Source organism: Portibacter marinus, from assembly GCF_021533195.1.
GTDB lineage: Bacteria > Bacteroidota > Bacteroidia > Chitinophagales > Saprospiraceae > Portibacter > Portibacter marinus.
The window spans coordinates 289,852-302,177 of record NZ_JAJNKB010000002.1 but is presented as its reverse complement, the minus strand read 5'-3'; the positions used below and the strand labels follow the sequence as shown (position 1 = coordinate 302,177).

At 38.8% G+C, this 12,326-nt stretch carries 8 protein-coding genes; 4 read left to right on the top strand and 4 right to left on the bottom strand.

The annotated features are described in order from the left end of the window. The first annotated feature begins 131 nt into the window (after nt 1-131). Nucleotides 132-3,347 (top strand): S41 family peptidase, encoded by a 3,216-nt coding sequence (locus L2567_RS05400; RefSeq protein ID WP_235296726.1) that lies wholly within the window; start codon nt 132-134, stop codon nt 3,345-3,347. A 461-nt stretch (nt 3,348-3,808) separates the two neighbouring features. Here L2567_RS05400 and L2567_RS05395 read toward each other — a convergent pair whose 3' ends face one another. Next, nucleotides 3,809-4,498 carry a hypothetical protein gene (locus L2567_RS05395; RefSeq protein WP_235296725.1) on the bottom strand — a complete coding sequence of 230 codons (690 nt, stop codon included), beginning with the start codon at nt 4,496-4,498 and terminating at the stop codon, nt 3,809-3,811. Between the two features lie 115 nt (nt 4,499-4,613). After that, on the bottom strand, nt 4,614-5,984 hold the full coding sequence (locus L2567_RS05390; protein ID WP_235296724.1) for a c-type cytochrome: 1,371 nt from the start codon (nt 5,982-5,984) through the stop codon (nt 4,614-4,616). Nucleotides 5,985-6,103: 119 nt separating this feature from the next. On the opposite strand from L2567_RS05390, the gene L2567_RS05385 reads away from it, so the two are divergent. Both L2567_RS05385 and L2567_RS05380 read left to right on the top strand, forming a co-directional pair. Further along, complete coding sequence (locus L2567_RS05385; RefSeq protein WP_235296723.1) at nt 6,104-6,445, top strand: hypothetical protein; 342 nt, start codon at nt 6,104-6,106, stop codon at nt 6,443-6,445. A gap of 85 nt (nt 6,446-6,530) precedes the next feature. Next, complete coding sequence (locus L2567_RS05380; RefSeq protein ID WP_235296722.1) at nt 6,531-7,475, top strand: D-2-hydroxyacid dehydrogenase; 945 nt, start codon at nt 6,531-6,533, stop codon at nt 7,473-7,475. 100 nt (nt 7,476-7,575) lie between these two features. Here L2567_RS05380 and lnt read toward each other — a convergent pair whose 3' ends face one another. Both lnt and metG read right to left on the bottom strand, forming a co-directional pair. Further along, the gene (lnt, locus tag L2567_RS05375) at nt 7,576-9,348 is read right to left on the bottom strand and encodes an apolipoprotein N-acyltransferase (protein WP_235296721.1); all 1,773 of its coding nucleotides are present in this window, start codon (nt 9,346-9,348) and stop codon (nt 7,576-7,578) included. After that, a complete protein-coding gene (gene metG / locus L2567_RS05370; protein WP_235296720.1) occupies nt 9,329-11,467 on the bottom strand; it encodes a methionine--tRNA ligase in 2,139 nt (712 codons plus the stop codon). The genes lnt and metG overlap by 20 nt, the downstream gene beginning before the upstream one ends. Nucleotides 11,468-11,543: 76 nt before the next feature. On the opposite strand from metG, the gene L2567_RS05365 reads away from it, so the two are divergent. Next, a complete protein-coding gene (locus tag L2567_RS05365; protein ID WP_235296719.1) occupies nt 11,544-12,056 on the top strand; it encodes a hypothetical protein in 513 nt (170 codons plus the stop codon). Nucleotides 12,057-12,326 lie beyond the last annotated feature (270 nt).

Here is a 12,326-nt window from a genome sequence, read left to right as displayed (position 1 = left end):
ATTAGTGCTTTAACATTTCTAAATCTTTGGCTAAGTGTTCAATTTAACTTAAGCTCTAAAATATGGAGCAAACCTCAATAGATATTTCGACCAATATTAATTATATTAAAAGCTTTTAATCCAAGCAAGCTATGTTGAAAAAATTTATCGCCGTTCTTATCATCTTTATGTTCATAAAAGTCATTCATTCTCAAGGATTTGAAGGGTACTACCAATATCCAACTATTCACGACGACATGATTGTTTTTGCGGCAGAAGGTGATTTATGGAAAGTAAGCACTTTAGGGGGCATGGCCACCCGACTTACTACCCATCCTGAAGAAGAGACGTATCCTTCTATTTCTCCAGATGGTCAGACCATTGCATACACTGCAAGTTACGAAGGTCCAAGTGAGGTCTATACACTTCCCATTAACGGAGGTTTGACTAAAAGATGGACCTATGAATCTGATTTCTCTTTGGTCAACGGATGGACTTCAAATGGCCAAATCATCTACGATACGAGAGCATACTCAACCTTACCAGACCGGCAGGTGGTTCTCATTGACCCGAAAGATTCTACCAAAACGCTAGTTCCACTTTCTCAAGCAAGTGAGGCTTCTTATTCCAATGATGGCAAAACCGTATATTTTGTAAGACCCTCTTTTCATGGAAATGTTACAAAGCGATACAAAGGTGGAACAGCCAGGCAAATTTGGAAATTCACAGAAGGAGACGAAGAAGCTGTCAAATTGACAACTGACTATACAGGTGAAAGTCACCACCCCATGGTTTATGGAGATCAGATTTACTTCATTACTGACCGTGATGGAACGATGAACATATGGTCCATGGATAACAATGGTTCAGGTTTACAACAACATACATTTCATGAAGACTTTGATGTTAGATTAGCAGATATGTCCGGAGATTTAATTGTTTATAATCGAGCGGCCGATTTATGGTTGTATAACATTGGTACAAAAGAAAACAACAAACTAAAGATCCGTATTCCCAGTGATCTTGATCAATTACGGGAGAAATGGGTTGAAAATCCAACTGAAAATCTAACCTCTGTCAACGCTTCACCAAATGGTGATAGAATTGTCTTGACTGTGAGAGGTAAAGTATTCGTGGTTCCTTCAAAACAAGGTAGAATCATCAAATTCGATGATCAAAGTGAGGTAAGATATCGGGATGCTCACTTCTCGCCTGACGGTAAAACCATTTATGTTCAGTCTGACGCAACAGGTGAATTTGAATTTGTTAAACTACCCTCGAACGGATTAGGATCTTCTGAACAAATTTCATCTGGTGGAGATGTTTTAAGGTACGAAGGCATTGTTTCTCCAGACAATCAGTATATAGCGTATGATGATATCCATGGTCATTTGTTTGTTTTAAACATATCCAGTGGGGAAAGCGCAAAAATATCAACCAATTCGGAGGGCATAGGCTCTTTTACATGGTCCAAGGATGGACAATGGCTAGCTTTTGAACAATCAGCATTGAATACCATGCGTCAAATTCACCTTTATAATGTTAAAAGTAAGAATAGCTTTCCTATCACATCTGATCGCGCCAATAGTTTTAATGTGCAATGGAGTAGTGATGGAAAATTTATATATTTTCTATCAGATCGTAGTTTTACTTCTTTAGTTGGCTCACCATGGGGAACCCGCCAACCAGAACCGTATTTTGATGCAGGAGAAAAGTTGTACATTTTACCACTTAAACCTGAATATCGGTCTCCCTTCAGACCGATGAACGAGCTGTTCGAAAAAGACACGACTAAAGTGGAAAAGGTATCAATAGATCAGGAAAATATAATGTCTCGCATAGAAGAGGTGCCCATTAAACCCGGTAATTATTCCGGGATGAAGGTAGGTAAAGATGCTATTTATTTATTATCAAGGTCTACAGGTGTCAATGCATCTAACGATTTGATGGTATTAAAAATAAGTAATGAAGAAATTCAGTTAAAAACGGTTATCGATGATGTTAATCAATTCGACCTGACTAATGATCACGAGAAACTAATGATAAGAAAAGGAAGCAACTACTTTATGATTGACGCTCCAAAAAATAAGGTCAGTGATCTTTCCGATGCAAAAATTGATCTTTCCGGAGTAAAGTATACCATTAATCCACGAGAAGATTGGAGACAGATTTTTACAGATGCATGGAGAATGGAAAGAGACTATTTCTATGATGAAAACATGCATGGTGTAGATTGGGAAGCGATGCATGATAAATACAAGCCACTGGTTGAGCGAGTTACAACCAGGGAAGAGTTATCAGAACTCATAGGTCGCATGGTCGGCGAACTCTCTGTCTTACATACCAGTGTAAGAGGAGGAGATACCCGTGAAGATGAACAAAATATCAGGGTCGCCAGTCTTGGTGGAAGATTCACAAGAGATGAACAGGCTGGCGGATATCGTCTGGAACATATATATCAATCTGATCCGGATTACCCAGATGAAAGATCACCACTTGATGATCCTTTTCTTGATATACAAGAAGGTGACCTTATCACAGCAATCGATGGTCATTCCGTGTTGAATAGTGTTGATATTAATGAGTTTCTAAGAGGGAAAGGCGGTCAACAAGTATTGCTGGAAATCAAAAGGGGAAATTCCCTGAAAAAAACTATAGTAGAACCACTTTCCAGTAATTACAATTTGCGTTACAATGATTGGGAGTACTCCAGAAGGCAGGAGGTAGAACAAGCATCTGAGGGTCAAATAGGATATGTCCACTTAAGGGCCATGGGAAGTAATGACTTAAGTCAATGGTATCGTGATTTTTATCCAGTGTTTAACAGACCTGGACTGATTGTAGATGTACGACATAATCGCGGAGGAAACATCGAAAGTTTTGTTTTGGAAAAATTGATGAGGAAGGCCTGGATGTATTGGGCAGGCCGCCAAGGTCAACCATCTTGGAATATGCAGTATGCATTCAGGGGGCATATTGTAGTACTGGTGGATGAATTAACTGCGTCTGACGGGGAAGCTTTTGCTGAAGGCTTTAAGCGTTTAGACTTGGGTACAACGATCGGAACAAGAACATGGGGTGGTGAAGTGTGGTTAAGCAGTGTGAATAGACTAACCGATAATGGTATTGCCAGAGCTCCCATGAACGGAGTATATGGTGCGGAAGGAGAATGGTTGATTGAAGGTCATGGTTTTGAACCAGATATCGTAGTGGTGAACATGCCACATGAAACTTTTCATGGACGCGATGCACAACTGGAGAAAGCCATTGAAATCTTGATGAAGAAAATTCAGGAAGATCCCAGAGCTGTTCCAGATCCTCCAGCATTTCCAGATATGTCTTTTAAAAACAATGCGAAGAAGAAGTGATCAAAGTACTTGGACTGTCATCTCTCCAGTAACCAGGTGTTCTTTATTTTAGTTAGCCTGATTTACAGTCAAAAAGAGATTTTGGTCATCTGTGTATTATTGACATTTTTGCGATCAGATCATGAGATCTTGATCTTGATCTTGAGTACTTTGTCCTACTTGAAAATAAGGAGAATAATTTTTACCACTTGAAAGCTCTGTACTTAGTGCACAGAATTTAAAGCTAGCCGAATAAAAAATAAAGTAAAATGAGGAAAATAGTGTGGCAAAGTCAAAGCCGAGGTCATTGAAAAAACAGAAATCATTCCACTACTTTACTTTGAAACCACCTGGTTCTTGGTTATTATTGGATTAATATAAAGCTCAATAAACGGCTGGTTGATTAAAAATAGCTTCCAAAAAAAGAAAGCAAAAATCACCAGGAAGAGAATGTCGATATTTTTATAGAATCACAGTAGATTCTATTCTCGGATTTTGCGGCCCGGTCTGACTTTTCGCTCTTCTACTTTTGCGGCAATTATTTCGTAGGTAAATACTGCCGAAAGAGAATACGGATTTAAGCTTTGCAATTGTTCTAACTCTTCCTTAAGTAAATCTGTAAATCCTGTCTCTAAAGCAAAATAGATATCCGCTCTGTTAAATAACTTTAATCCATAATAAATCTTAAAGCTGACATATGAAGAAGAAAGTTGATCCGACGTCAATATAAATTTTTCTTTATCTGCCTCATACAAAGGATTGCTCACAATATCATATTTCAATTGTACCAGCTGATGACGAACAAAACCACCTCCGACGAAGTAATAACTCTCTTTTGGCTCAAACTTGTAAGAAAACTCAAGCCCTATAGAATTTAGGTCCATTTGCATCTGAAATGGACTTCTAGAAACTGGTAAAAATGAATCCTTAGCTCTGCTGCCGTGTCGATAATAGGATGTCTTTACGCTAAGAGCATGTTCTATTGAAATAGAATAATGCGTGCCGATACCTATCACATAGCCGGGATAATGAAAACCTTGGATCTTATCTCCATCAATCTGAGCTCTCACTATTCCAGCTTCTGCAAGCAATGAAAAGCGTTGACCTAGACCAGTATGAAGGGACAAGAGGCATAATAAAAAGCAGTAATATTTAAAATATAGAAATCGCATTTACAAGTAAGTTACAGAAAGAAATACTAGGATTGCCCATAAATTTTTACTTTTTCAACTACTCTCCAAACCCTGATAATACCGCTCATGACAATGTATCTCTCTTGAGTAAAGCCTAGAGCGTTTTAAGAAACTCAATCACTGCTCTCCTTTCTGAATCAGTAAAGTCATCGCCGAAGAGATGACCCTGATTTCCATAACCTCTCAAAGAAGTATCATATATACTTTTTCCTGCACTTGCATTAAATTTCAAATAATTCCAACCCGGTTTTTCAAAATTATACTCATCAGTTCTCTTCCAGAAATCAGGTCTTTCCTTTGAATTTAGCAGCGTCTCCAAATCAGGGACTGAACCATTGTGGAGGTAAGGAGCGGTAGCCCAAATGCCATCGAGTGGGGGTGCAATGTATCCTTCAGTTTTCTCAAAGAAAGCTTTAGGAGTCGTGTCAGCATACCAGGAGCTATTGTACCAATCTAAAAAGTCTTCATATGCAAAGTTGGCCTTCGCCAGTTCTGGGTCTGTACCAATGTAATCAAGCGAAACCAATACATTGGGAAATTCATTCAAACCATGACATTTCATGCAATTTGCTTCGTAAATTTCTTGGCCCTGATCTGACAGATCCTGATCAATTTCTTTCGGGTAATCGGGAGCTTCTAATTGTGTTAAAAAAGCGTACACATCAGAAAAGTTAGCGTCAACCTCAGCAGCTTTAATGGTGTCTGGCATGGTCAGTATTTCTGCAAGTGTAATCAACTTGGCATGGTCTCCTCTACCAGAAGCTGTATAATAAAGAGCATTTTTCTTTTTCATTAGCCATAATGGCGGTACATCCGTAGGAATAAGACCTTCGGGTATCTCATATTGAGGGCTTTCCAGCCACTCTAAGGAATTAGGGTCTCGATGTGCAGCTAAAACTGCTGTTAATTTATCAGCAGGATTGACTCCCTTAACTTCTGTAATTAAATGTGGTGCTGTGACTTCACTTGCTCTTTTAAAAGGCTCATATGCATTCCATTCAGGAGAATCCTCTCCATATATGCTTTTAATGCCTTGTTCTGTGAAACTGAGCGCAACTCTTTGATCAAAAGTATAGTCCGATGCATAATTACCCAAGCCTGGGATAAAGTCGTCTTGCAAATAAGCCGCATGACATTGAAAGCAATTCGGTGCGACAACGTCCACTCCATTTTCAGCTTTTACGACATTAAAACCATAAGGAACTTCCGCACTTTTTCCCGTCCTCTTTAATTCGTTCATTCCTGCATCCGGTGAATTTTCAATAAAAAAGTCATACGGGATACCACTACTGATGTAATCTCCATAGCGAATATAGTCCCATCCCTTTTCAGCATCTCCGTTATCCCTTTGTTCATACCCTGAAAGATACGTTACTGATTCGTCGAAAGAGCCTACTATTTCTTCACGAGCGCACTGACAAATCAATAGTACAGTGCATAAAAACAGTATTATAGAAAATTTCATCTGATAAATTTGCAGTTTCGTATAGTGTGTAGAATTATTTACATTAAAAACGCATTAAGAAGAATAAGGTTGGTAATTAATGCCAAGTCTTATTATTTTTGTAAACATTAAAAGCGAACATGAGACGTAAATATAAAATGACAGGGTGTGCTAGATTCTTAATCTTTCTATTGATTTTCACACCATTAGTATTAATAGGTGTTAGCATTTACAATGGTAACAACCCAATCGATCAGGTCAAAGAATTGTTGAATATTGAGACCACTGAACAGCCTTTAGAGAGGAATGTTGAAAACGATAATAAAACTTCTACAGTTTCTTCAGAAGGGATATTAAAAAGCACGATTGAAACTCAAAAAGAAACCATTCAGGAATTAAGAAAGGAAATCAGCGACCTAAAAGAAGAACTTCAACAAAAGGACAGGCAGATACAATTGCTGCAAGGGTCGGGAAACGAATAAAAAATAAAACCCAACATGAAAATGTTGGGTTTTAAAATTTAGATAAACAAAGTTGGAAAACAACTATAAAATTTAACCAATTCAAATGAAAATTTTAATCAATGACGGGATACATCCCACGGGAAAGAGATTACTGGAGGAAGCCGGATTCGAGGTGAGCACTAATAAGATTGCTCAGGACGATCTACCTGCAAAATTAAATGAGTATGATGCCATTTGCGTGAGAAGTGCTACAAAGGTTCGCAAAGACTTAATTGACCAATCTCCTAACTTAAAAGCCATATGTAGAGGGGGTGTCGGTTTGGACAACATAGATGTTGATTATGCACGATCAAAAGGCATTCATGTTATCAATACTCCTGCTGCATCATCGCGATCAGTAGCTGAATTGGTCTTTGCACATCTATTTTCAATCGCCCGTTTCTTACAACAAGCTAACAGGGAAATGCCAGTTAAAGGTAATAGCGAGTTCAAAGATCTAAAGAAAAACTATTCAGCAGGTGTTGAGCTTACTGGTAGGACATTAGGTATCATTGGATTTGGTAGAATAGGTCAGGAAACAGCTAGTATAGCGCTAGGTGTTGGTATGAATGTAATTGCAGTGGATCCTTATCTGGACAGTGCTGAAGTTTCTTTTGGGCCAACTTCCCATCAATTCAAAGTGAAGATTGAAACATCTTCCATGGACGAAATGCTGAAGCAAGCTGATGCCATTACATTACATGTACCATTTTTAGGAGAACCTGTACTGGGGACAAAAGAGTTTGATCAGATGAAAGAAGGTGTGTTCATTGCCAATGCTTCCCGAGGAGGAACTATTGATGAAGATGCCCTATTGGCAGCCTTAGAAAGTGGAAAGGTAGCAGCTGCTGCATTGGATGTTTTTGTAGGAGAACCTAAACCCAGAGTAGAACTTTTAAGTCACCCTAATATTTCGTTGACTCCCCACATAGGAGCTTCGACTGGTGAGGCACAGGAGAAAATTGGAATTGAATTGGCAGAAAAATTGATTGCTGCTCTAAAAGATTAAGTATCGAAAATGCATTTAAAATAAGCCTGACAGATTGTTTTCTTCAGGCTTATTTTTTTTACCTTGATTAACTTGGCTCGGCCATGACCTGCTTGACGGATCAGTTTTTACGAAATCTTTTCAAAGTACCGGATATCAGTAATAGAATGGTTCCCAAGATACCTAGTCTGGCAATAATGTCTCCCCATCTCGTGTAAAAAGTAGTCTCTTTATTAAATCTGATCTTACCTGTTAGAGTGGCTTCTTTGCCATACCGGGTGTTATCTAAGATATTTCCTCTCTGATCAATGAAAGCTGAAATTCCTGTGTTAGCAGACCTGGCTATTGAACGACGGTGTTCAATCGCTCTTAATTGGGCAAATTTCAAATGTTGTACATGGCCAGGGGTTTTGTCCCACCAGCCATCATTAGTCATGATAAAAACAGCATTGGCTCCCTTTTTAACGTATTGTCCCACATATTCTCCATAAACGGACTCGTAACAAATCACCGGAGCCACGGACTCATTAAATTGGTTTTCGAAAACCTTTCTTTCCCTACTTCTACCCAGCATGCCGCCACCGGCCATCTTAACAATAGGTTGCAAAAAGAATAGCAACTTACTATAGGGGAAAATTTCTGCACCGGGGACCAGTCGGCCTTTGACATAGACTTCGTATTCATCTAAATTTTGGGCTGGCAATTGAACGGCGGAATTCTGTGATTCATAATAAACGGTCTCATCATTGATTATAGCCTCTCTCAACGCCGTCGAGATGGCTTCTTCGCTGTCGAAAAACTGGTAAGTAGCCAGGCCACTGATCAGATTGGTACCCGGATATCTTTCAAGCAGGGATTTAATTGCTCTGAAATGCGTGGTCTCATTGAGCCTCTCTACATCATCGGGTCCAAATACAGTCTCCGGGAACAAAAGGTAATCCGTGCTATCTGTCAGACACAGTTCACTCAGTCTGATGAAGGTTCTAAGTTGCTCAGACTCTGAAACGGCAAATTTCTCATAGTGAGGTTCGTAATTGGGCTGAATAATGCTGATGTTTCTATGCTCTCCTTTTTCTTGATAAGTAACATAAATCATGGCACTAAGCATCAAAGGGCCAAAAAGCGTAAAAACCGGATACATTAAGTCCTGGACTTTTAATTCTACCCTAGCTCTTATCTTTTGAATATATCTGTACAGCAATATGTTCATCACCAATATCCAAAGACTGCCGCCCAGATGTCCTGTATATTCATACCATTGGACCACCCACGGATATTGAGCAAAAGCATTTCCTAGTGTCAACCATGGCCACGAAATTTCCCAGTGTAAATGAATCCATTCAAAACAAAGCCAAAAACAAATCAGCGCAGCATATTTGTACCTGTCGCCAAGTGTTTTTCTTATCCAATGATAGCCTACCCATGGTATAGCCATAAAAGCTGCATTCAATGTAAAGGCTGCGATACTTGGAACGAATGAAGTATTGGCCACCCAAAAAGTGCTCAGGATATTCCATATGACAAAGGCATTAAAGGCATATTTAAAGACTTCCCATCTGGATATTTCTGACTTCCAATGAAATATTTTCTCTTCTATCCAAATTAAGGGAATCAAACCTATAAACATGAAGGGCGTCACTGGTTTAGTAGGAAAGCCCAAAAAGAGGATAAACCCAGCAAGCCCGGACATTGCAAGTAGTTTATACTTTTGCGGATGCTTGCTATAAAAAGGAAGGAGAAGTGAAACAATAAATATCCAGCATGATAGGAAAAAGTATAGAGGGGTATAACCCCAGAAGTCCTCTGATCTCATTTCCAGACCAGTGAAAATGATCACAGTCAAAGAAACTACAACTAAAACCCACCTTATAACTTTATCTAATGACAGAGCCATTCTCCCATTTTTCTTTAGGACTAACGAAGCTTAATACGCCTTTCTGATTCTCAGCCATTAAAATCATTCCGTTAGATTCAATCCCTTTAATTTTTCGTGGAGCCAAATTTACAATCATACTTACTTCTTTACCTTCTAGCTCCTGTGGATCGTAAAATTCAGCAATGCCAGAAACAACCGTTCTTTCTTCAAAGCCCAGGTCAACAATCAATTTTAATAACTTGTCTGCCTTTTTAACTTTTTCTGCATGCTTAATGGTGGCTGTTCTGATATCCAATTTCATAAAATCATCGAAACTTATCGTTTCCTTCACTGGAATAGCATGATTCTCGTTTTTCACTCCTTCTTTTTTCTCAGACTTTTTCAATTTATTGACTTGCTCTTCAATCGTTTCATCACTAATTCTATCGAATAGATGGGAGGCGCTACCTATAGTATGTCCAGATTGAATGAGTGGCTCATCTTCGCAAAGTAAGTTAAGCATTCCAACAAAGCCATCTCTTTCATCTATGTGATCTTCATTCAGCAACTCAGAAATCCGGGCTGAGGTAAATGGCATGAACGGGTAAGTCAAAACAGAGAGCGCTTTAACGTACTGCAATCCAATATTCATGACTACCTTAACCAGATCTTCATCAACTTTAATTTGCTTCCAGGGTTCATTAAATTGCAAGATTTGATTTCCCCTGGATGAAACTTCCATGACCACTTTCAGTGCGGATCGGAAGTCAAACTTTCTGATGTACTCAGCACAATCCTGGCACATATCATGTAAGGTCAGCATCTCAGTATCGTGGAATCCTGGCATTTCATCACCGGGTACTTCTATCATCAGGTCTGCGTCAAATTCCGGCACAACTCCTTCATAATACTTATTCGTTAATACAACAACCCTATTGACAAAATTAGCCAGATTATTGACCAACTCATTATTCACTGCTTCCTGATAACCCTTCCATGTAAATTCACTGTCTTTCGTTTCAGGCATGTTTTTAATCATGTAATATCTAAGCTCATCCTCTCTGCCAGGAAGATCATCCAAGTATTCATTCACCCATACTGCCCAATTCTTTGAGGTCGAAATTTTTCTTCCTTCCAAATTTACAAATTGGTTTGCCGGAACATTAATTGGTAGAATATACTCACCGTGTGCTTTCAGGATTGCTGGAAAGATTAAGCAGTGAAAAACGATATTATCTTTTCCGATAAAGTGGATTAAAGCGGTATCATTATCCTTCCAATATGGCTCCCAGTCTTTTCCATTATCAAGTGCCCATTGCTTGGTTGCTGAAATATAGCCAATAGGTGCATCCATCCACACGTAAAGCTTCTTGCCTTTCGAACCTTCAATCTCTTGTGGTACATCAACGCCCCAGTCCAGATCTCTAGTCATCGATCGTTTTTGCAATCCACCATCCAGCCATGACTTACATTGGCCCACCACATGGTTTTTCCAGTCTGTAGGATCATGTAGAACTGAACCATCAAGCTCTCCGGTTTCAATCCACGCTCGCAACCATGACTCATATTTATCCAATTGGAGATACCAATGCGATGTCTTTTTTAATATAGGTTTCTCATTGCTTAATGTTGAAATGGGGTCGATGAGTTCTGTAGGACTTAACGAAGAGCCACAATTTTCACATTGATCACCATAAGCTTCTTCATACCCACATTTGGGGCATATCCCTTTGATATATCTATCTGCAAGAAACTGCTCTGCTTTTTCATCATAATATTGCTCAGATTCTTCCTGGATAAATTCTCCTTTGTCGTTCAATGTCCTAAAAAAATCCTGTGAAGTCTGATGGTGAATAGGCGCAGATGTTCTATGATAAATGTCAAAGGAAATACCTATTCTATCAAATGCTTCCTGAAATTCCTGGTGATATTTGTCCACGACCTCCTGTGGTGAAATACCGTCTTTTTGCGCTCGAATGGTAATGGCTGCACCGTGTTCATCGCTACCACATACATAGACGACATCCTTCTCCATCATCCTTTGAAACCGCACATATATATCAGCAGAAAGATAGGCTCCAGCTAAGTGCCCGATGTGTAGCGGCCCATTGGCATACGGCAATGCCGAGGTGACAAGGATACGTTTTTTCAAATTCATAATCTGCAAAAAAAATCTTCGGCGAAGATAAGGAAATCACATAGATATAGCCTTTTTATATATATTTATTTCAGAGATGAATTTAGAGCGAATTTTTACAGATAGGATTACCAAAGAACAAAATAATGAGATTTATCTATGGATCGGTGAATCACAAGCAAAATTTGATCAGCTGATGCCATTCTTGTTAGAGGAAGACTATCGTTTATGCCAACGGGCTTCTTGGGTGTTTGGCAAAGTCTGTGAAAATCGACCTGAACTCATGATGAAGTGGATGCCAAAAATCCTGAAAGCTTTAGATAAACCGAAACACGCCGCTTTGGTTAGAAATGTTGTTCGTGCATGGCAGTTCATGAACAATTATCCTGAAGAATACGAAGGAGAAATTTACAATAGATGCTTCGATTATTTATCTGGACCTGATCAACCAATTGCAGTGAAGGTATTTTGTATGACCGTGTGTAGAAAGATTGCAATGAAACATCCAGATCTAAAATCTGAGCTGATAATGGTGATTTCAGAAAATATCAATCATGGTTCAACTGGTATGAAAAACAGAGGTGCGAACGAATTACAAATGCTTCAATGAGTATAGGATTTGAAAAATGCTTATTACATATTTTCAAACATGTATCTTCAGATGAACTCCCATCCATATTTACCATTGACAGCAAATTCTTAGAAGTCGATGCGTATTAAATAGGTTTAAAAGTAAATCGATTGAATTCAGGTATTTACTTTATTATATTAGAGTAAAGTCAATAAATCGCCAGGTTTATGAAAAACTGAAGGAAAGTGGACAGTATACTTACAGAAAAAGGCGACCAATGATGCATTGATCGCCCTTTAACAGTTTATT

Excerpts from the sequence above, each read along its gene's own strand:
- L2567_RS05400 (WP_235296726.1), top strand. The coding sequence starts at position 132 with ATGTTGAAAAAATTTATCGCCGTTCTTATCATCTTTATGTTCATAAAA.
- L2567_RS05395 (WP_235296725.1), bottom strand. The coding sequence starts at position 4,498 with ATGCGATTTCTATATTTTAAATATTACTGCTTTTTATTATGCCTCTTG.
- L2567_RS05390 (WP_235296724.1), bottom strand. The coding sequence starts at position 5,984 with ATGAAATTTTCTATAATACTGTTTTTATGCACTGTACTATTGATTTGT.
- metG (WP_235296720.1), bottom strand. The coding sequence starts at position 11,467 with ATGAATTTGAAAAAACGTATCCTTGTCACCTCGGCATTGCCGTATGCC.
- L2567_RS05380 (WP_235296722.1), top strand. The coding sequence starts at position 6,531 with ATGAAAATTTTAATCAATGACGGGATACATCCCACGGGAAAGAGATTA.
- L2567_RS05365 (WP_235296719.1), top strand. The coding sequence starts at position 11,544 with ATGAATTTAGAGCGAATTTTTACAGATAGGATTACCAAAGAACAAAAT.
- lnt (WP_235296721.1), bottom strand. The coding sequence starts at position 9,348 with ATGGCTCTGTCATTAGATAAAGTTATAAGGTGGGTTTTAGTTGTAGTT.
- L2567_RS05385 (WP_235296723.1), top strand. The coding sequence starts at position 6,104 with ATGAGACGTAAATATAAAATGACAGGGTGTGCTAGATTCTTAATCTTT.